This window comes from Winogradskyella ouciana, assembly GCF_009709615.1.
Lineage (GTDB): Bacteria > Bacteroidota > Bacteroidia > Flavobacteriales > Flavobacteriaceae > Winogradskyella > Winogradskyella ouciana.
In genome coordinates this window covers 242,710-264,463 of record NZ_WJYA01000003.1, presented here as the reverse complement: position 1 = coordinate 264,463, position 21,754 = coordinate 242,710, and the positions used below count along the sequence as shown (strand labels likewise).

Here is a 21,754-nt window from a genome sequence, read left to right as displayed (position 1 = left end):
TAAAATGGTGGTTGTAGCTCAGCTGGTTAGAGCGTCGGTTTGTGGTACCGAAAGTCGCCGGTTCGAACCCGGTCTTCCACCCTAAATTAGTAAAGCCTTTCAGAAATGAAAGGCTTTTTTTGTTCTATACCTTTTGAGTAAAACTTATTATAATAATAAAGGGAACAAATGATAAACATATTGTTCCCTTTACTTGTTAATGTATTCCGTAGTTGGCATTATCCAACGAGTACTATGGGTCTTTTCTCAGCCGAAATGTATCAGCACCCCAATACAACTACGTAAATTTACATAAAAACTATAAATCAGCAATGAAATTTATAAAAATTTAACATTTAAACTGATAATATCTCAATTTAAACGATTGTTTGTTACGTTATTGTTGTTCTGCTTTATCGACTACAATTCTATCAGCTCTGTTGGCAACTTCCCATGCCGTATGGAATACCAATTTTGTTCTGTTTTCCAACAAATCGTATTCAATCTTATCTGGTGTGTCGGATGGTTTATGATAATCTGCATGCGTACCATTGAAATAGAATATAACAGGAATGTTGTTTTTAGCAAAATTATAATGATCAGACCTATAGTAAAAACGGTTAGGGTCATTCTCATCATTATAAGTATAATCAAGTTCTACATTTGTGTATTTGCTATTGACCTCTTCAGAAATATTATGCAAGTGAGTACTTAATTTATCACTTCCAATGAGATAAATATAATTTCTATCACCTTCAGTACGCTTAGGATCAGTTCTACCGATCATATCAATATTTAAGTCAGCAACTGTATTTTCCAAAGGAAAAATAGGGTCGTTGTCTGTATAGTATCGAGAACCTAAAAGCCCTTTTTCTTCACCAGTAACATGAAGAAATAGTATAGAACGTTTTGGGCCATGACCAGCTTTTTCTGCTGTTTTAAATGCTTCAGCAATTTCTAAAATAGCAATAGTACCAGAACCATCATCATCGGCACCATTATAAACTTCACCATTTTTAATACCTTCATGATCTAAGTGAGCTGAGATAACTACAATTTCATCAGGCTTTTCAGAACCTTTTATGTAGGCCACGACATTTTCTGAAATGATTTCTTCAGATTTATTTTCAATGGATAAGTTAAAGTCAGTATTAATTGCTTTTGATGTTTTGTCTTCAGAAATTCTATTGTGTAATGCTTTTCCAAGGTTTTCAGTAACCATAAGCATAAACATATCGTCATCATTACTTTTTAATGATAAGCGACTAGAAGCACCAGCCATTGCTTGTCTTTGAAAAAATGGAGCATATCTTGTAAATAAGTTATTATCCATATAAATAAGTCCTTTTGCACCGTTGTTTGCTGCAGCATCTCTTTTACTGGACAAAGATTGGCGTCCATTGGTCCATTTAGTATCCTCAGTTGTTCCTGATGTAATGTAGTTTCCATCAGCATCTTTAGGCTCTCCTGATTTTGCTAAAACGATTTTACCCTTTACATCTATATTTTTATAGTCTGAATAGTTATCTGCGTCGATACCATACCCAACATAAACAATTTCATCTGAAGAGATATCTACGTTTCCAGATGCTCTCAAAACAATATGGTCTTCAAAACTTTTAAAGTCGGTTCCATTAACTGAGAATTTAGCTTCTGAAACACTTTGCTTTTCTAATGGAACTTCCTGAAAATAGTCGTCATCACCCAATGGAGTGTCAACTCCCATAGCTTTGTATTGTGCCTTTAAATACTCAACAGCCAGTTTTTGTCCTTTCTCACCAGTTTCCCTTCCTTCAAATTCATCAGAGGCATACTTGTATAGCATTTCTTTTAATTCTTCAGTAGTAATTGTTGAGGCATACTCAGTTGGATCTGCTACTTTGGCCTCATTCATTTGTACAGACGACGAGTTACCTTTGGAAGAAGTACCACAACTAAAAATTAATCCCATGGCACAGAAGACCAATAAAAACTTTTTCATATCAATAAAAATTAGATGTTAGTTGTTTAAAGCCAGATGGTTAATGACTTTAAATTAATTTTTTGATAAAATTACGAAAATCGAAGGGTCAAAAGGTTTAAGCTAAATTTCTTTTAACAAACTTTAACATTAGATAATCTCTGGATTTAATCGATCTGGTGAGTTCGCTAAATACCATGCTGTAGCGAATATTAATTTTGTGCGCTTTGCCAACAATTGGTAATTAATTTTGTCAGCTGTATCTGTCGGTTTTGTGTAGTCCTCATGTTCACCGTTAAAAAAGAAAATCACAGGGATGTCCTTTTGTGCAAAATTATAATGGTCTGACCTGTAGAAGTAGCGGTTTGGATCGCTATCGTCATTATACTTATAATCTAAATTTAAACTTGTAAAATTAGAATTTGCTTCTTGCACTATAAAATGTAATTCTGTACTCATTCTGTCCGAACCAATCACATAGATATAATTTTCATCATCTTTGTGCCTTTCGTCCACACGACCAATCATATCAATATTCAGCGTGCTTATTGTATTTTCAATAGGAAAAACAGGGTTATTGGTGTAATATCGCGAACCATGCAAACCAACTTCTTCAGCCGTAACATGTAAGAATACGATACTGCGTTTTGGGTTATAACCGTCTTCTGAAGCTTTTTTAAAAGCCTCAGCCATTTCAAATACAGCAGCAGTACCAGAACCATTGTCATCAGCACCAGGGTATATTTCACCATCAATGATACCTTCATGGTCAGAATGGGCAGCTATATAAATATATTCATCCGGAAATTCAGAACCTTCAATATATGCAATGACGTTTTGCGATTCATTTAACCCTTCTGGCAATACTTCTTTAGGTACTTTTTGATAGTAATCTGGATGAGATTCTGGAGCTTTTATATTTTGGGATTTGTAGTAATTTCGAATATAATCACAGACTTCATTATGACCTTTCTCACCAGTCATTCTTCCGTTATACTTCTCAGAGGATATTTCTTCTACATGGGTTTTTAGCTCTTCGGAATTGATTGTGTTTAGGTATTTTTCAACTATTTTCTTGTCGTCGTATGAAATACTATCCTTTAAATTCTCTATTTTTTCACTATGTCTTAGTGTAGAGCAAGAGCCAACAAGAATAAGCGCTGAGGCAACTAATACTTTCATGTAACTATTTGATTTCCGCAAAAATAAGTTAAATGAGCGAAATAATTTCTGACGTTAAGTCATAAAATTTAAAAATTTTCGTCAATTTCTATATCCTCAAGGATTTCCTTAGAGTCCTCTAGGTTTTCTTCATCTCTTTGTTCTAATTGTTCGGTGTCACCGATTTCTGTGGTTGAGAAAACGCCTTTATAAATAGTGAGTCCTAACGAAATGATTACCAAAATGAAAATGTATTGAATGGTTTTCGTTTTAGTGTTTTGTTTTTTAGAAATAAATAGTACTATTAACCCACAGATAAATGCCGCAACTATTGGTGCTATGGCTAAATTAGAAAGAGGGGTTACAGCTAGTATTACAGCTAAAATTGCTGAAATAAAACCTAAGATTATAAATAGTTTTTTCATTATTAAATTAATGTTTTAAACCTGTGGCAGAAACGATCTTAAGTTCACCGTTTCCAACAGGAATTTTAAACTTCGCATATACTGGTATCTTATTCGCATCTGCCGTAAGCCATAAAAGGTTTGCATTATTGCCTTTTAAAACATCACTATCTTTTACAGATATTGCGAGCTTATAACATTCTTTGCTCCCAATTTTAGTAGATATAGTTTCTTTACCAATGTATTTTATTGTTATGGTAGTTTCTTCATTGTCAAACAGTATTGTGAAATTTTGAGAATCACCAGGACTGGCTTTGTGGATGTCTAAATTTCTGATATGGTATAAGGTACTCACTAAGTCTTTGGTAGAAGCATTGATCTTAACCGTTTTATTTTCGTCCCAAGTTTTACCGTCTTTTCTCTTTTTACGCTTAAGGCTTTTTACGAGCTTGGCCTTATGGTTATACTTGTACTGCATGAATTTATAATAGCCCCCTTCGCTAATGTCTCTTTTATAGAGGTAAGGAGTTAAAGTTTTAGGATTGACATAGCTCTCATATAAATCTCTTATTTTAAAGAAGTTATCCCATTTTTTAAAAGTTGTAGCTGTACACTTTAATCGCATTAGCGTACTTTTTGATGTCTTAACTTCACTGGTTTCCATTTTTACCTGAGCAATATCTGTTAATAGACCAGACATATTATAGGATGCGGTATAGACGAGTTTTTCACCTGCAGCAATAGTCTTGTTTTGTGCTACACTGCACAGACTAATTAAAACTGTGAAAAAGAAAAAGTAATGCTTCATAAAATTGATTTGATATAGTAACGTTGTAAACAACATATATTATGCCGAAAATACAATGCATAATTTATTGATGCTAATTTTTTTTTCAAATCTAAAATCAAAATTTAATAAAAAATAAGAAAAATCTTTGACTACAAAAAAAAGGGTTTTATATTTGCACCCGCTATTGGAGAAATGGCAGAGTGGTCGAATGCACTGGTCTTGAAAACCAGCGAGGGTCACACCTCCGGGGGTTCGAATCCCTCTTTCTCCGCAAAAAAAGTGTTAAGCTTTGAAATAAAACCACCAAGTCATCTTGTGTGGTTTTTTTATTTCACCAATTTTTTTCGCATTTAAACAATTAATTATCAAGTAATAAACTTTAAATAATACCTTCGACTTATTATTGCCCTGAATTTTTAGTAATACTTTATACCAAGTCATATTTCTAAAATATATTCAGTAGTTTAATTAAAATCTATGAAATTTGATGATATAATTATCATCATTGTTAAATTATAATTATGCACAAATCATTGTTAGAAATTAGAACAAACTCGCCATCTGATGCGTCAAATGAGATTCATGCTACTGCAATCTTGCATCGTGACGAAACAGAAAATTTAAGAAGACTTGCACCTAAGCTTGTTGAGCACCTAAAAGAATCTGGACTGTTTAGAATGGGATTACCAAAATTTCTTGGTGGCTGGGAGGACAATCCTGTAGAGGTTCTAAAAGCTTATGAAATACTAAGTTGTAGCGAAGCTGCTGTCGGTTGGAGTGTATGGAACAACCATTTAGCTTGTACATTTGGTCGTTATCTTGATGAGGAAAGTATGAAAGAGGTTTATAAGGATCCATCTCATGTATATGCCAATTCAGCGCGCCCAGAAGGTGTCGCGGAAATTGTTGATGGAGGTTATAATGTTTCGGGACGATGGACTTTAGTTTCTGGATGCGAAATATCAGACTGGTTTGTTCTGCGCTGTTTGGTAACAGGAGAAGGTTTACCATCTACTTTGGGACCAGGTGCTAATTTAAAGTTGTTTTTTATTCCTAAAGAGGCGATTGAAGTTGTAGATACGTGGCATGTTGGTGGGCTAAAAGGTACGGGTAGTCATGATGTTGTAGTGGATAATCACTTTGTCAAAGAAGCATATGCAGTAGATTTTGATAGCCCTGTAGCTATAGATAATCCTTATAGCCGTTTGCCAATTGGTTGTTTAAATTCTGCTGGTAATGCCGCTATTGCTCTTGGGATATTTAAAGCAGCAATGGATGATCTTGTGAGAATATGCTTTGAAAGAGTTACTCCTGGTAAAAATCCTGATTTAAGAGACAGAGATAGAATACAGAGTGTTGTTGCAAAAAGCAAGACTACATTAAGTGCTTTACGTGGTCAATTGCATAATGCAGTATCAGTAATTTGGGAAGAAGCTAAAAAGGAAAATACTTATACAGATGAACAACTTGCAGATGTATGGTCGGCTTCTGTTCAGGCTGCAACTATAGCTAGGAGCATGGTAACTGAGATTTATGCAGCTGCGGGAACAGTTTCTTTATATACAGAAAACAGAATTGAACGTGCCCATAGAGATATACATGCAGTATTGCAGCACGGAATTATACAACCTCACTGGATGAATCAGGCGGGAATGGCGTATCTTGGTATAAAGCCTAAAGGCGCAATGTTTAGAATATAAATTTAAATAACATTATAATCTTAAAACAATTATACAATTAGCTATTAAATGATTGAAGTTATAAAAGATAAGAAAGTTTGGAAGGAACAAATCGCTTTGGTTTCAAATTCAGACTTTTACCATACATACGATTATCATCAGTTGTCAAAAAGTAATGATGAATACCCTATCCTTATAAAATATGCGGATGGGCAGACATCTTTGTTAATTCCTTTGCTTCTTAGAGATATTGATAACTCTGACTATAAAGATGCTACCTCAGTATATGGTTATGCTGGTCCGTTAGTACAACATATTGATGAAAATTTTAACGTAGATGATTTTCAAGATGAGTTTAATCAATTTTTGCAAAAGAATAATATAGTATCTGTGTTTTCTAGGCTTCATCCTTACATTGAACATCAAGAAAGTATTCTAAAAGGGTTGGGTACAATTACGGCTTTAGGAAATGTTGTGAATATAGACTTAACCGACACCATAGAAAATCAAAGAGCAAAATTCAGCAGACGTTTAAAAACATATTTAAATAAATCGCGAAGGTCTTGTACTGTAATTAAAGGTAACATAGATGAGCATCTTGATGACTTTATACGTCTATACCATGAGAATATGAGGCGTGTTGATGCAGATGATAGCTATTTTTTTACTAATAAATATTATCATCAAATCTTATCAAGCGAGGATTATGAGTCTGAGTTATCCTTATGCGTCCATGCAGAATCTGAAGAAATAATAGGAGCTGCAATGTTTATGAAAAAAGGGGATATTGTACAATATCATTTGTCAGGTCTTAGCGAAGAGCATTTTGAACTCAATCCTATAAAGCTAGTTATAGATGAAATGCGTATCAAATCTACCGAAGAAGGTTATAAGTACTTTAACCTTGGTGGAGGTTTAGGAAGTAATGAAGACTCTCTTTTTAGATTTAAAAGTAGCTTCTCTAAGGATTTTAAGGAATTTAAAATCTGGAAGTACATTGTTAATGAAAATGTATATAAAGAATTAGTTTCGCAAAAACTTGGTAACGATCATGCACCTGATATTCTCGAAGCAGATTATTTTCCAGCATATCGTGCAGTTAAGAAAGTGACAGAAGTTTAGCTATAGGTTAGCGTTATGCACTTAAATCTGTCTTTCGCTTATTAAATTCATTTATAAAAGGTTGTTTGGTTAGAACTTGTCCTGTAGCAGCTTTTATAGCATTTGATAGCGCGCCACCAGCAGGAGGTAAACCCGGTTCTCCTAAACCAGTTGGTGATAATTCATTTTCAACAAAATGAGTTTCAACAATTGGAGTTTCTTTCATTCTGATTAATCGATAGGTGTTAAAGTTAACATCTTGTGGTTGTCCATTTTCAAAAGAAAAATCACCGTACATGGCATGGCCTATACCATCAATTACTCCACCTTCAATTTGATTTTTGGCACCAGTTGGATTTACAACAATTCCACAATCTACAGCAACGGTTACTTTTTCTACCATAGGATTTCCGTTTTTCATACTAATGTCAACTACCTCTGCAACATGCGTGTTATGACTGTAATAGGCTGCAAATCCTTGATAGATTCCATCTCTAGATTTTCCCCAATTACTTTTTTCTACAGCTAGATTAATTGTATCGGTCATACGTTTAGCTGAATATTCAATACTAGGGTCTTTACCCTCTTCAACATTGCTCAACAAATCTAAACGTAACCGCACTGGATCAATTTCTAACTCTTTAGCAAGTTCATCAAAAAAGCTCTGCTCGGCAAAAGCTAGAAAATTAGTGTAGGGAGCTCTCCATGCACCAGTTGTTATTTTACTTCTATAATTTCCGGTTTCAACTTTGTAATTTTCTATAGCACCAGCAGGGAAAAAATTAGGAATTAAGCCATACATGTTCGAATTTATCGCAGCCTCTTTTAAATGGTATCCCGTCACTTTTCCATCTTTTATAGAGGCTTTTATTCTATACTTTATTGCAGGTCTATATATACCTGCCGCCATATCATCCTCTCGGGAAAATATAACTTTAACAGGTTGTTTTGTGATATTTGAAATTTCTGCTGCTTCTAATGCAAAATCACCATATAGACGTCGCCCAAAACCACCACCCATTCTTGTCATTTCTAAATGAATATCATCTTCATTTCTATTAATAAGGTTGGCAATACGTCTTGCTGTACCAGCTGGCGTTTGAATTGGGCCAACTAAATGAACCTTATCATCTGTAACGTTAGCATAGAAATTCATAGGTTCCATACAGTTATGAGGTAGAAAAGGAGATTCGTAAGTGTGTTCTAAAACTTTATCGGCTTCGGCAAAAGCTTTTTTCACATTGCCATCTTCGCGTCTTACATCTAATTTGTTGCTGTTTAATATTTTATTTAATTCATGGTCATGATCAGATGTGTTTTCTAAATCATTATCATTGGTCCAATTGACCTTCAAGGCTTTTTTGCCTTTCATTGCAGCCCAAGTATTTGATGCTAAAACAGCTACCTTATCTCCAAATTGTACTACATCAATAACTCCGTTAACTGCTTTGGCTTCAGTAGCATCAAAAGAATCAATTTTTTGCCCAAAGGCAGGAGGACGAGCAACAGAAACATATTTCATACCTTCAGAAGTATAATCTAATCCGAATAATGGTTTTCCGGTTATAATAGCTTCCATATCTACATTAATGGCGTCCTTACCAATAATTTTATAATCTTTCGGTGATTTTAAGGTGACATTTTCGGGTACTTCCAATAATGCCGCTTCACTTACTACGTCTCCATAACCTAAAGTATCACCATTGTTATTTGTGATAATACCATTTGAAGCTTTGCATGTTGAAGCATCGACTCCCCATTTTGCAGCAGCAGCATTTACCAACATTTGTTTTGCCGTAGCTCCGGTTTGTCGTAACGCATCCCAACCAAATCTAATGGATTGGCTACCACCTGCCACTTGTCTCTGAAAATTTTCAGTATCCAGCACACCTTGTTGTACTGAAACATGCTCCCAAGGCACATCTAGCTCTTCAGCAATTATCATGGGCATAGATGTTTTTACACCTTGCCCAATTTCAGGGTTGGGAGAAAAAATAGTTACATAACCGTTATCTGCAATTTTTATAAAAGCATTAAAATCATTGAAGTTCAATTTTGAAATATCCACTGGTGGTTGAGCTGCCTCCTTGCAAGCTGTAAAAAAATTGAAACCTATTAAAAGTCCTCCGCTGGCTAATGCAGAAGTTTTTATGAAATTACGTCTGCTAAATGCTACTTTGTTTTGATTTTTCATCTCTAGAAGTTTTGCTATCACTTATCGCTAAGTAATGTAATAATTTAGATTGGCAGTATCTGTTTTCTTGCCAAATGCCCACCTGTCTGTCGGCAGGCAGGTTATGCTTTAAGACATTTTTTTGGCAGCTAAAGCCACTGCTTTTTCAATTCTATTATAACTTGCACAACGGCATAGATTACCATTCATGGCATTTCTAATATCTTCATTATTTGGACTTGGGTTTTGCTTTAAAAATGAAGTAGCTGTCATTATCTGACCTGCTTGGCAGTAACCACATTGCGGAACATCAAGCTCTTTCCAAGCTTCTTGTACAGGGTGTAGTTTTTCTTTAGCAAGGCCTTCGATAGTTGTAATTTCAGAATCCGCTATATTAGAAGCTGGTACGGAGCAGCTTCTTATTGCAACACCATCAACATGTACGGTACAAGCACCACATTGTGCAATTCCACAGCCGTACTTCGTACCTAATAAATTGAGTTCATCACGAAGCACCCAAAGCAAAGGCGTGTCATTGTCCACGTTAACAGTTTTGCTTTTTCCGTTTACTTTTAAATTAAAAGTTGCCATAATCCTAAAAAATGAGTTCAGCTAAAGTTATAAAATATTTGTGTGATTTTTATCGATGTAAGTATTTAATAATCAACATATAGAAAAATGACTTACGTGTTTTTTAAATAATTTAAATAATCTTCTCTTGTATCTATGTCTATAAGTTGATCTTTTGCTTCTACAGCTATGACCGTTTCTAAATTTGAGTTCAGGAATACTTTTGCTCCTTTATCACCCTTTAATTGCATTAATTGATCAAAAAATTTACTCGGGAAAATAGCTGGAACACCATAAGCGCCTGAATAATTTGATGCGATTATATGTTGTGAGTGCTTTATTGAAGTGTCAATCAATGTGTTTATATACTCAGTATCAACATTTGGTTGGTCAGCTAAAGTGATTAAAACAGCATTGAAGGAATAAGGTTTTATTGATTCAATTCCCTTAATAATACTAGAGCTGAGACCTTTTTCAAATTCAGAATTGAGAATAACTTTTACATTGTAGCCTGCTATAGATTTACTGACTTCTTCTGAATTGGCACCCAAAACACAAAAGACTTTATTGGCTTTAGAATTTAAAGCACGCTCAATTGTTAGGCCTAACATGGTATTGTTATCAATGGGTAGCAATTGCTTGGTTGCTTTCATTCTTGAAGAGCCTCCAGCCGCCAAAATTAGGATAGCGATATTCATTTGCAGAGAATTGGATATAAATTTATTCAAAATATTCCATCTTTGAATATAATTTCACCCTTGAGTTAATTATGTATTTTTACAAAAAATAAGAACATGATAATTGAGAAGTTAAAATGGCGTTACGCCACTAAAAAGTTCGATGTTAGTAAACAACTACCTCAAGAAAAACTTAATGTTTTAAAAGAAGCTTTTAATTTAACAGCTTTGTCTTACGGTTTGCAAACTTTAAAGATGGTGGTAATTGAAGATCAAGAAGTTAGAGAGAAATTAGTTCCGCTTTCTTATGGACAGCGTCAAGTAGCAGATGCTTCTCATTTGTTGATATTGTGCATACAGAATGAAATAGACGATAAAGATGTTGACCAACATTTTGATGCCGTTAAGGCTTTGAGAAATACGCCAGATGATATTTTAAACCCATTTAGAAAAGGTTTAAAAACCACGATTAACAATATGCCTTCAGACAAAAAGTATAATTGGGCTACACGACAAGCATATATAGCTTTGGGAAATCTAATGACCGTTTGTGCGGTTGAGAATATAGACAGTTGCCCAATGGAAGGATTTATACCTTCAGAATTGGACAAGGCTTTAGAGTTAGATAATCATGGGCTCAGCTCGGTATTATTACTTCCTGTAGGTTATAGAGCTGAAGACGATATGTTCGCAAGCTTAAAAAAAGTAAGAAAACCTTTATCGGATACTATCATTGAATTGTAGTAATTTTAATATCAAACCCTTGGCAGAAACTTAAAATTGTTTTAATATTAAGACTTTAATTTTAAGATAATTTATGCCAGGATTTGAGTTATTCAGCGATTTAGAGCGCAAAGAAGTTAATGATGTTTTAGATAATGGAGTATTAATGCGCTATGGCTTTGATGGCATGCGCAAAGGTCATTGGAAAGCTAACTACTCAAGATTTTTAACAGCCAAGCATTTTACATAGGAAGAAACATTTCTTGCTTAATAAAATTATCTTGGCTGAAGAAGAAGTTAATGCTCATGCTAAGAATATGGTTTCATAAATTAAATCTTTATTATAGAATATTGCTGAGAGAGCATAATTATTTAAAATAGTATTGTTTTAGTAATTTTATTGTTAATTTAAGTCTTTAATTTCCAATATCTTATGCGGTTGTTTTCTGTTTTTTTTATTTTAAGCATTTTATTGGGATATTCGCAAGGGGATAAGTCATTTAGTTTTAAACAACTCTCAAATGAAAATGAAGATATGCCATCAGGTGCTCTTGGGATTACACAAGATAGCCTTGGGTTTATCTGGATAGCTAGCGTTAATGGCTTGAGTAAATATGATGGTAAAACCATTAAATATTTTCCTAAAAACTTTGTAAGTGAGAGTGATATTGTTATTTACGACAAAAAAATATATACCGATCGGGAGAAAAACACGTGGATCATTACCGGTGAACGAATCATTGAGAAATTAAATAGTAAGGAAGAAACTTTTACGGTAATAGGCAATGTGCCTATGCCTAAGGTATTATACCAAGATCAAAACCTTAATTACTTTATAGGGACATCGAATAACGGGATTTTTAAAATAAACCGTGTTACTAATGATACTATACAAATTCTCGAGAAGAAAGATTTTCCTGTTAACGTCAATGAATTTGCAGAAATTCAAAATAACATTTGGGCTTCTACAACCTCTGGTGTCTACAAAATCACACCAGATAATCAGTATATAAAGTATAATATTCCTATTTTAGATGAATCTCACACTACGGTTATTGGCGCTTCTGAGAATCATGGAATTTTTGTGGGTACTTATTTAAACAAGATTTTTAAACATAATGAGACTGCTGATAAATTTCAGGTTTTTAAAGGGTTTCCAAATTATCCTTTACCAGAAAACTTGTATATCCATAATCTATTTTTTGATAGTAAGGACCGCTTATGGATAGGCTCTTATGGCCATGGTTTATTTCTGGTTAATTTTAAGGAACAAATCATTTTAAATTTTAGACAAAATAAGCAAAATCCTAATGCTATACCTTACGATTGTATCATAGCAATTTATGAAGATAGAACCAATAATATATGGATTGGAACAGATGGAGGTGGTCTCTGCCTGTACGACGAAAAGCTTCAAAAATTTAATGTGTTTACAAACGATAGAGTACCTAACGATGTAAATCTTACTCTTGTTAAAAGCTTGGATATAGATCATAATGGAGGTATCTGGATGGGAACCCACAATTATGGGGTAGTTCATCTAGATAGTACTAAAACCAGATTTACAGCATATAACACCAAAAATTCTGAATTAAGATCTGATAAGATTGCTTATTTAAAATTTATAGGTAAAGATTTGTGGATAGCCAATGAAACACCAGAAATACAGATTTTAAAGCCAGATGGTAGCATACATACTTTTAATAGCAATTCTGAGCCCAGCATAGATGTTGGCTACATTTATCACATCTTCCAAGATTCCAAAAAGAGGGTGTGGTTATCTACCTCAGATAATGGGTTAATTCAATTTGACCCAGAAATGGGTGTTGTTAAACAATACAGGCACTATCCAGAGAAATTTAATTCTATATCAAGTGATTTAATTTACTCAATTACTGAGGATAGTCATAATAATCTTTGGGTTGGAACAAAGTACAAGGGGCTTTGTAGAATTGATCCTGAAACCGATACTATAGAACGATTTAATGAATTCGAAGGTCTAGCAAGATATCTATATATAGATCCCAATGATACCATTTGGATTGGTACTAATACGTTAGGATTAATTAAATTCGATCCTAATACAAGAGAAAAAATTGTTTATGATAGATCTTTTGGTTTTGCTGGTTCTACTATATGTGCCATTTTGCCAGATGGTGATAACCTATGGTTAAGTTCCAATCAAGGTATCACAAAATTCAATACCAAAAGTTTAGAGGTAGAAAACTATGACAAGTTAGACGGTTTGCAGTCTCCTTATTTTACAACCAGATCAGGAGTAAAAGATCAAAAACGTAATCTATTTTATTTTGGAGGCACAAAAGGGGTTAATTGGTTTAACCCAAATGATATTGAGCATAATACAACATTAACGACTACAATAATTACAAAAGTAGAAGTTAATGAAAAGCTTCAATCTGTATTTAACTCAGGTAACTTTACACACAAAGAGAATACTGTAAATTTCACATTTAATAGCTTACATTACTCATCTCCAAATAGAAATAACTTTAAATATAAACTTGTTAACTACGATGATGACTGGCAAGAAGGCGAAAACATAAATTTTGTACGTTATACCAACCTTCCACCTAATGATTATGAGTTTCAGGTAATTTCAAGTAATTATGATGATGTGTGGAACGAAGAACCTGCCATCTACAGCTTTAAGATTAATAAACCCTGGTTTGCTACAAATTTAGCATACACCCTTTATGGCCTATTGATTTTAACAGCGTTATTTGTCTTTTTTAAATACTTACAGTGGCGCCTACAGATAAAGAATAAATTAGAATTTGAACATAAAGAAGCAACACGCTTAAAACAATTGGATGAATTTAAAAATAGGCTTTTTACCAATATTTCCCATGAGTTTAGAACACCTTTAACCTTGATTTCTGGTCCTATTGACAACCAGTTAAAAAAGCCCAGCTTAAACTCAGACGATAAGGAGGAACTCTCCTTAGTAAAACGAAATGCCAAACGATTGTTGAATTTGGTCAATCAAATTCTTGATCTTTCAAAGTTAGAGTCGGGACATTTAAAACTCAATGTCAGTGAAGACGATTTGGATGTGTTTTTAAAGCAGTTGGCCCACCTATTCGATTTTAGAGCAAAGCAAAAAGGTCTTGAGTTTTACTATGAAGTAAATACTTCTGATAAGGCTTGGTTTGATAGAGATGCTCTGGAAAAGATAGTCACCAATTTACTGTCTAACGCTTTAAAATATACGCCACAAGGCGGTCGCATACGCTTTAATGCTCAAAATAACGAAGGGCAATTGATTATAACCGTTCTTAACTCGGGCTCAACACTTAATCAGGACGACTTACAAAAATTGTTTGAGCGTTATTACCAAGCAGACAAACACAGTGACGGTGCTGGCATTGGTTTATCTTTAATTAGGGAGCTTGTTACATTATCCCATGGTAGTATTGTAGCCCATATTGTAAATACCGATGAGATTCAATTTACGGTATCACTTCCAATAGAGCGGTCTTACTTTAAGGCTTCCGAGATTTCTGGTCGACTAGACAGAGATACTTCAACAGAAATAGACAAAGCAAAGGTTGAAATAGATGCTCTAAACAAGGAAAATCAAAAGGACCAACCGCTTATACTAATAGTAGAAGACGATGAAGACATTAGGTTATATCTTAAATCTATTTTAAAACACCACTACAAACTTATCGAAGCCACAAATGGTGAATCTGGAATTGATAAAGCCCTACAAAACATACCAGACCTTATTATCAGTGATGTAATGATGCCAATTAAAGATGGTATTGAATTATGTAATGTGCTAAAGCAAGATGATAAAACAAGTCATGTTCCAATTGTATTACTAACCGCAAAGAGTGATAAAGCTCATGAGATCGAAGGGTTAAAGATTGGAGCAGATGCATACATCACCAAACCTTTTGATAAAGAAAAATTGCTGATCCAGGTAAAGAATTTAATTGAGTTACGCCTTAAATTACAACAGCGCTATGGGCAGAACTTTAAATTAAAGGAGGTAGCTGTAACAAGTATTGAGCAAGAGTTTGTAAACAAGTTAAAAACAATTTTAGACAGCCATATTACAGACAGTTCTTTTACGGTGGAAGCATTAAGCGAACACCTCGCTATGAGCCGTATGCAGTTGCATAGAAAGATCAAGGGCATGATAGGTGTTTCTGCTTCAGAGTTTATAAACAACGAACGCTTAAAATTAGCGGTGAAACTATTAGAGCGTACTGATAGAAGTATTGCTGAAATTGCCTACGAAACAGGTTTTAATTCCCCATCTTATTTTAACAGATGCTTTAAAAAGGTTTACGGTAAGGCTCCGGGAAGTTATATTGCAGAAGCATAGATTCTTCAGATAACTTTAACCTCTACGAAGTAGTTGTCCAACACCATAATATTAGTTTTCCAAACACTACAAAAACCCCATTGAGAGGGTTAAGAACAATTCAGTATTCGGGGTGTCGCTAATCATTAGACGTCTATCTTTTATATGTATTAAGTATTTGTAATACAATAATTTAATGATTTTTTTTCTTCCGATTTAGCTTGTGTTACATAAGTGCAAGAGAATGTTACATACGTGCATCAGCAAACAGTAATCCTAAAGTACATTTGGCTAAATCAACATCTAGGAAAGTAATCCTATACAAGCAATTATCCAGACTATGGATGTTAAAAACATTAAAAGCACAGTGCCTAACAAAGACATTTACATCTCTTTAGACCATTTAAAAAATGGAAAGTACACCGTTAAGTTACTATTAGGTAATAAAGTGCTGAAGGCTATAAAAATTAAAAAAACATAAATCTTTTAATGATGAAAGCAAAGTACATAATAACATTACTATCCTGTCTATTGGTCGGTTCAATTTCAGAAGCACAATTGTTAAAGAAGCTCAAAAAGAAAGCTGAACAAGCTGTTGAACGTACACTCTTAAAAAAGACGGATGAGATCGTAAGCAATAAAACAGAAAAAGCTATTGACGGTATTGTAAATCCACCTAAGGTAGAATTAAAATCAGATTCTACCTTAACTGCAAAAACGTCCTATCCAGATGGGATGACATTTGAAAACCCTGCCATTGACAATAATACTGAAACCAAGCGCTCGTGGTACACAGAAGATGTTAGGGTAACCTCTTACGATAAGGAAAAACAATCGGATGCCGTCTCCTATTTCGATGCAGATGCCGTAGCGATGCAATCCTATTTTACAGATCCGCAAACGGGTGAAGCACAAACGGCTTTTGTGGACAGTGATGGATTTTTTGTGTCCTACAATGAAACGGAAGGCCAATACACAAAGACCGCACTTTTAACTATGCCAGGCATGGATATGATGGCACCAAGCATGATGGCTTCGGCATATAAACTACCAGAAGGTGCCATTTTTGAAGGTATGGAAGAGATGAAGAAACAAGGCTTGGCTGTGTATCCTTTTATGCATGTCGATTTTCCGTTTGTATTAAAACCAGAGCATTTTAGGAATGAGATGATTGCCAGTAGGTATAGGGAATCTGTACAATCGTGCAGAGGTAAAATGGGCTGTACTAAGTTTAGTGTTACAGACGAAGGTTACGAAGGCACTTATACGCTATTTGACAATCAAAACAGACTGGTTGAAATCAACATAATTGTAGAAGGCGATCCATTCTATGGATCGGGCAAAGGCAAAATAGAATACTTCTATGAAGATTGTAATGTGCAGGTGCCAAAGGCTGTTGAAAAGAAAATGCTCGGGCAAGATTTACTTAAGAAGGGGCTAGATCCTACAAATAAAAATTAAAAGCAGATATACAAAACACCATGAAAACACTCGTTTCTATAATTTTTTCAATGTTGTTTGGTGCAGTGTCTATTGCCCAAACCTTCCAAGACAATGTCACCAATGAAGTCATGGGAGAATTCCCCAGCCAATGGGACTTGGTAGCTGGTATGGCTACTGTAGATCAACAGGATGGTTACAAATTCATCAATTTCAGTCATGGTAGTATTATTAAGCCCATAATAAATGAGCAAACCGACAACTACCTTAGCGATGATTTTACCGTTGAATTTGATATGTTTTTTGGCCTTACCTCTTCCATTTATGGCCAACGTGTTGAGATTAGGTTTTGGGATGGGATATACGGATATAGACAAGATGATATTGTTTACAAGCCCATCATCATAAAGCGAGACGGCTTAGAAACGAGTTGGGAGCATCCTCAATCAGGACATGCAAAAAACTTCGTTAAAGAACTTCATACTTTAGAGCCTGTATGGCGTCATGTAAAGATAGAATGCAAAACTAGTAAACTTAAAATTTATCTAGACGAACGTTTAGTGCTTAACATCCCTAGGTTTAAAATGCAACCTAGCATGGTTTCAATAGGTGGAAAAATAAATGACTCTCGACACGACGCCAAAGTAGGTATAACCAATGTGACTATTACAGGCTTAAGCATACAAAACCAGACCCAAGAAGATATAGGTGAACCACATACCGAAAGTGATATTTTGGCGACTAATACGCAAACACCAGGAATCACAAGTACCACTAACACCACAGGCACTGAAAACACTAACATGACGGTAGATAATCAAGGCACTGGCACTAATAGTGGTGAAACTAATAGTCATACCACAGCGCAACATACAGGACAAATACAAACCACTATAAATGAAACACCAGAAATTCCCATTGATAAAGATAGTATTAGAATATATACACCTTATGAACCTTTAGTAGTTTCAACTAATCCTCAATTAACACCACTGGAGATAGAAAAGCCAAGAATATTAAAAATAACAGTTACTGATTTATTATGTATAGATGAAAGAGATTCTGGTGATAATCCAGATGATTATGCTCTTCAATTATTTTCTTATTTCAAGGACAGTAGTGCTGATTATGATCAATTTTTTCACTACGATAATAACATTGATTGTAATGTCGCTGTTCCTGGTGGGGATTTACTGGTATGTGGTGATATGGATAATCAAATTCATGTTGAAAAGGGAAACACTCGAATTGGAAACTTTACCAACGCATCTCTATACTATGAATTGGATAATGCCCACTATACCATGGATGCGGTTAATGATATCAAATTCTTTATTTGGTTAAAAGAATATACCAATAATAATCACCAAATTTTGTTTAATGGAAGTATTAAAGTAAAGATCAAAGAATTACTAAACCACTTACTAATTCAGAAGTTTCCCGACAACTCAAACTTAGTTCAATACTATGACACATCCATAACTACTTTAAATGATTTTTATGAGTATGGATCAAGAGGTAGTTTTATGTGGCTCCGATTTACTTCCAGAAAGACCCTCGAAGGACCAATCCGGTTGGGAAACAGCCATGGGAAAGCTGCTGTTTGGGTTGAATTTGAACTTCAGAATTATTATGATTGAGTTATGAAATATATTTCCTTTTACACCATATTAGTAGTTTTCTCAATATTTACACTGGTAAACGCTCAAAACTTCCAAGACAATGTTACCAATGAAATCATGGGAGAATTCCCCAGCCAGTGGGACTTGGTGGCTGGTATGGCTACTGTAGATCAACAGGATGGTTACAAATTCATTAATTTCAGTCATGGTAGTATTATAAAGCCCATAATAAATGAGCAAACCGACAACTACCTTAGCGATGATTTTACCGTTGAATTTGATATGTTCTTTGGCCTTACCTCTTCCATTTATGGCCAACGTGTTGAGATTAGGTTTTGGGACGGGATTTATGGATATAGACAAGATGATATTGTTTACAAACCTATCATTTTAAAGAGAGATGGCTTGGAAACCAGTTGGGAACATCCACAACCAGGACATGCCAAAAATTACCTAAATGAGCTGCACACTTTAGAACCAGTTTGGCGCCATGTAAAGATCGAATGCAAAACTGGTAAACTTAAAATATACCTAGACGAACATTTGGTACTTAACATCCCCAGATTTAAAATGCAACCCACTATGGTTTCCATTGGAGGCAAAATCAATGATTCTAGACACGACGCCAAAGTGGGGTTTACCAATTTTAGTATTGTATCTACACCAAAAGAAACTAAAATAGCCATGATTGTGGATCGAAAAACCAACAAGGTTTTAGATATCAACACGGTAGCAAATCTTCAAAAACTACCTGATCTAAGGCTTATTTACCCTAATACAAAAACCTATTTTGGAACCATTTCGGGCAACCATGAAGTAAGACCTTATGAATTTTCTGATGTTAAAAAACCGGATATCAATATTCAGAATACAGATAACCAAACGGTTAGGCCTTATGAGTTTTCAGATATTAAAAAACCTCAATTTATAGATATCAACACTTATGGTCGTTATACACTGCTCCCCGAAAAGGAAGCTCAAATGGTCTTTAATTTTGAAAAGGAGTTTATTACTGAAAATTTAAGGTTTGATAGTTCTGAGCTATACGTTATTAAAACTTCTGGCAATACACTGCCAGGGAATTATTTTGAAACTAAAACTAGCTTACAAACACCTACTAAAACGCTAACGGTAAAAGATAATTTTCTGTACGTGCTCCCAAACCAAGATGCCGAACACATAGGGGAAACCGAGAAGAATCTAGAGACAAATACAAATACAAATATAAATGCCCCATCTATATCAACCAATACACCAGTTTTGGGGAATACCGACCCAAATATTCAAGAAAACATTATTTCATCCTCCCAAAACCAAAATATGGCTGATGACACATGTGGAGCAGTACCAACCGAGGCACAAATACAGATTTTGGCAGATTCATCCTCGCTGTTTAACAAACGTTTAAAATTTCTCGAAAACTTTACGGTCGAAGACCTAAGGGGTTTACCCACGGTTCAATATATTGATGGGCAGTTTATACTCCCGCAGCAAGTACGCTTTTCTACCTCTCCAACAGAAAATTATACCATCATACCAATTGCAGCGCATATATTAAGGCTAAGTAACCGTCAAGGGGGACTTTCTTTAGAAGATTTATATGCAAGTGTTAATAGGGCCAATGAGCTATTTGATAAATACGGGGTGTATTTGCATCTGGATAAAATTTCGTTTATAGATAATGACGAAATGTTTAATACGTCACTCGTATTTGGAGATGATGTTGATGAGGAAGTTGAGGTATTAAATATCCCCAATAACAATATTGAAGGGAAATTAAATATATATTTCGTGAAGAACACAAAAGATGTAAATAACAAAAGCGGTTGGTCATGGTCAAGTTTTCCAAGTGAAAGTATAAGAGACCAACATATTATTATGAATAATGCTGCTGGTGGAACTGTTCTTGTACACGAAATAGGACATTGGTTTAATTTATTACATACTCATGAAGTAGATAGAACAAGTTTAGAAAATATAAATGGAGATAATTGCTCAACTGCAGGCGATTACTGTTGTGATACCCCTGCGGACCCAGGGCTAAATAGTACAGTGGTAAAAAATTGCATATATACAGGAGCAGCCACAGATAGCTCAAATAATAGTTATAATCCAGACCCAACCAATTTCATGTCTTATGCTCCTAGTTTATGTAAAAACGTTTTTTCTGACGATCAAATTAAACGTATGTATACTGCATATTTGGGGATGGAAGAAGATAGGGGTTATAGGTTTGAAGTCAATGGGGGGATTGGACAAAATATACAAACCGCTTCATTAAGTCCTGGATGGAAAGCAGTAGAGCATTTTGAAATTGGTAATAAAACCTATATGGCTTGTTTTAATGATACTACAAGTGAAATTGCCATACATGAACTTAGAAAACATGGGCAATTAGGCAGCAAAATGGATTACAAAGACTATACTAGTAACATGTCTTTTGTTGGTGCTTTTAGAAAAGGGCTTAATAATTACTTAGTTCTAATGAACTATAGTAATGGCGAACTTGGTATAATAAAATTAAACTCAAATGGAACTTTAGGTGCTGCGCAACCTTACCAAGTAGGTTTTGGTTGGGGTAGTGCATTTATAAACGCTAACAAATATTTAGTCCTTTTTAAAAGAGAAGCAGGAACAGCAACTTATACGTTAAATGCAGATGGTAGATTAGGTGAAAAAATTGCTGAAAACCAACATTACTACAACAGCTCACATATAGTTGAAAGTTTTGGTCAAAACATGATTTTTTATAATCCAAACGATGGGTATGCAAGAAAAGCTTCTATAAACCAAACTGGCATTTTTAATCTAATGACTGGAGATCCAACTTTTGTAGATAACAATTGGACAACTGTAACCTATGCTCCCATTTTAAATAATTACGGACAAAAAATTCCTAACATAATTTTTTTAGATAAGAATAGTGGACAAATTATGCAATACAATTTAACAGAAAACTGGAAAATTGGAGAAAATTGGTATAACAGCTCAAAAATAAATGGCAATATAGAACCTGGCTTTGACACCATAACTCCTTACGATGTTTTTGATGGCAATAGATATAGAAACTACGTTATGATTTCAAACAGCACAACAGGAAAAATTCTAACATATCATCTAAACAATAATTTGTAAAAATATA

The 21,754-nt window shown here is 34.5% G+C and carries 15 protein-coding genes and 2 tRNA genes; 10 read left to right on the top strand and 7 right to left on the bottom strand.

All coding sequences use genetic code 11. The features are described from left to right. Positions 1–6 precede the first annotated feature (6 nt). Positions 7–82: transfer RNA gene (locus tag F1003_RS03995), tRNA-His, on the top strand. A 294-nt stretch (positions 83–376) separates the two neighbouring features. Here F1003_RS03995 and F1003_RS03990 read toward each other — a convergent pair. From F1003_RS03990 to F1003_RS03975, 4 genes are all read right to left on the bottom strand, one after another. Continuing rightward, positions 377–1,960: a M28 family metallopeptidase gene (locus F1003_RS03990; protein WP_155087920.1), complete on the bottom strand. Its 1,584-nt coding sequence runs from the start codon at positions 1,958–1,960 to the stop codon at positions 377–379. 129 nt (positions 1,961–2,089) lie between these two features. Then, positions 2,090–3,121, bottom strand: coding sequence for a M28 family metallopeptidase (locus F1003_RS03985; RefSeq protein WP_155087919.1), 1,032 nt, complete (start codon positions 3,119–3,121; stop codon positions 2,090–2,092). Positions 3,122–3,189: 68 nt separating this feature from the next. Next, complete coding sequence (locus tag F1003_RS03980) at positions 3,190–3,525, bottom strand: DUF4149 domain-containing protein (protein WP_155087918.1); 336 nt, start codon at positions 3,523–3,525, stop codon at positions 3,190–3,192. A 7-nt stretch (positions 3,526–3,532) separates the two neighbouring features. Next, positions 3,533–4,312: a DUF3108 domain-containing protein gene (locus F1003_RS03975; RefSeq protein WP_155087917.1), complete on the bottom strand. Its 780-nt coding sequence runs from the start codon at positions 4,310–4,312 to the stop codon at positions 3,533–3,535. 168 nt (positions 4,313–4,480) lie between these two features. Between F1003_RS03975 and F1003_RS03970 the strand changes: the two genes are divergently transcribed. The 3 genes from F1003_RS03970 to F1003_RS03960 all read left to right on the top strand — a co-directional run bounded on the left by F1003_RS03970 (position 4,481) and on the right by F1003_RS03960 (position 7,095). Next, positions 4,481–4,565 (top strand) — tRNA-Ser (locus tag F1003_RS03970). Between the two features lie 250 nt (positions 4,566–4,815). Beyond that, positions 4,816–5,994 (top strand): acyl-CoA dehydrogenase family protein, encoded by a 1,179-nt coding sequence (locus F1003_RS03965; RefSeq protein ID WP_155087916.1) that lies wholly within the window; start codon positions 4,816–4,818, stop codon positions 5,992–5,994. Positions 5,995–6,042: 48 nt separating this feature from the next. Next, a complete protein-coding gene (locus tag F1003_RS03960; RefSeq protein WP_155087915.1) occupies positions 6,043–7,095 on the top strand; it encodes a GNAT family N-acetyltransferase in 1,053 nt (350 codons plus the stop codon). 13 nt (positions 7,096–7,108) lie between these two features. Here the strand turns inward: F1003_RS03960 and F1003_RS03955 are convergent, their stop codons facing one another. From F1003_RS03955 to F1003_RS03945, 3 genes are all read right to left on the bottom strand, one after another. After that, positions 7,109–9,268 (bottom strand): xanthine dehydrogenase family protein molybdopterin-binding subunit, encoded by a 2,160-nt coding sequence (locus tag F1003_RS03955; protein ID WP_155087914.1) that lies wholly within the window; start codon positions 9,266–9,268, stop codon positions 7,109–7,111. A gap of 108 nt (positions 9,269–9,376) precedes the next feature. Continuing rightward, positions 9,377–9,838, bottom strand: a complete 462-nt coding sequence (locus F1003_RS03950) for a (2Fe-2S)-binding protein (protein WP_155087913.1) — start codon at positions 9,836–9,838, stop codon at positions 9,377–9,379. A gap of 92 nt (positions 9,839–9,930) precedes the next feature. After that, positions 9,931–10,515, bottom strand: a complete 585-nt coding sequence (locus F1003_RS03945) for a nucleotidyltransferase family protein (RefSeq protein WP_155087912.1) — start codon at positions 10,513–10,515, stop codon at positions 9,931–9,933. 96 nt (positions 10,516–10,611) lie between these two features. Between F1003_RS03945 and F1003_RS03940 the strand changes: the two genes are divergently transcribed. The 6 genes from F1003_RS03940 (at position 10,612) to F1003_RS03915 (ending at position 21,747) form a co-directional block, all read left to right on the top strand. Beyond that, positions 10,612–11,238 carry an NAD(P)H-dependent oxidoreductase gene (locus F1003_RS03940; RefSeq protein WP_155087911.1) on the top strand — a complete coding sequence of 209 codons (627 nt, stop codon included), beginning with the start codon at positions 10,612–10,614 and terminating at the stop codon, positions 11,236–11,238. 73 nt (positions 11,239–11,311) lie between these two features. Further along, positions 11,312–11,467 (top strand): hypothetical protein, encoded by a 156-nt coding sequence (locus tag F1003_RS03935; RefSeq protein WP_155087910.1) that lies wholly within the window; start codon positions 11,312–11,314, stop codon positions 11,465–11,467. 222 nt (positions 11,468–11,689) lie between these two features. Further along, a complete protein-coding gene (locus tag F1003_RS03930) occupies positions 11,690–15,571 on the top strand; it encodes a hybrid sensor histidine kinase/response regulator (protein WP_162306890.1) in 3,882 nt (1,293 codons plus the stop codon). Positions 15,572–16,039: 468 nt separating this feature from the next. After that, a complete protein-coding gene (locus F1003_RS03925) occupies positions 16,040–17,011 on the top strand; it encodes a hypothetical protein (protein WP_155087908.1) in 972 nt (323 codons plus the stop codon). A 20-nt stretch (positions 17,012–17,031) separates the two neighbouring features. Then, positions 17,032–18,630, top strand: coding sequence for a hypothetical protein (locus F1003_RS03920; RefSeq protein WP_155087907.1), 1,599 nt, complete (start codon positions 17,032–17,034; stop codon positions 18,628–18,630). A gap of 3 nt (positions 18,631–18,633) precedes the next feature. Next, positions 18,634–21,747 carry a M43 family zinc metalloprotease gene (locus F1003_RS03915; protein WP_155087906.1) on the top strand — a complete coding sequence of 1,038 codons (3,114 nt, stop codon included), beginning with the start codon at positions 18,634–18,636 and terminating at the stop codon, positions 21,745–21,747. Positions 21,748–21,754: the final 7 nt, after the last annotated feature.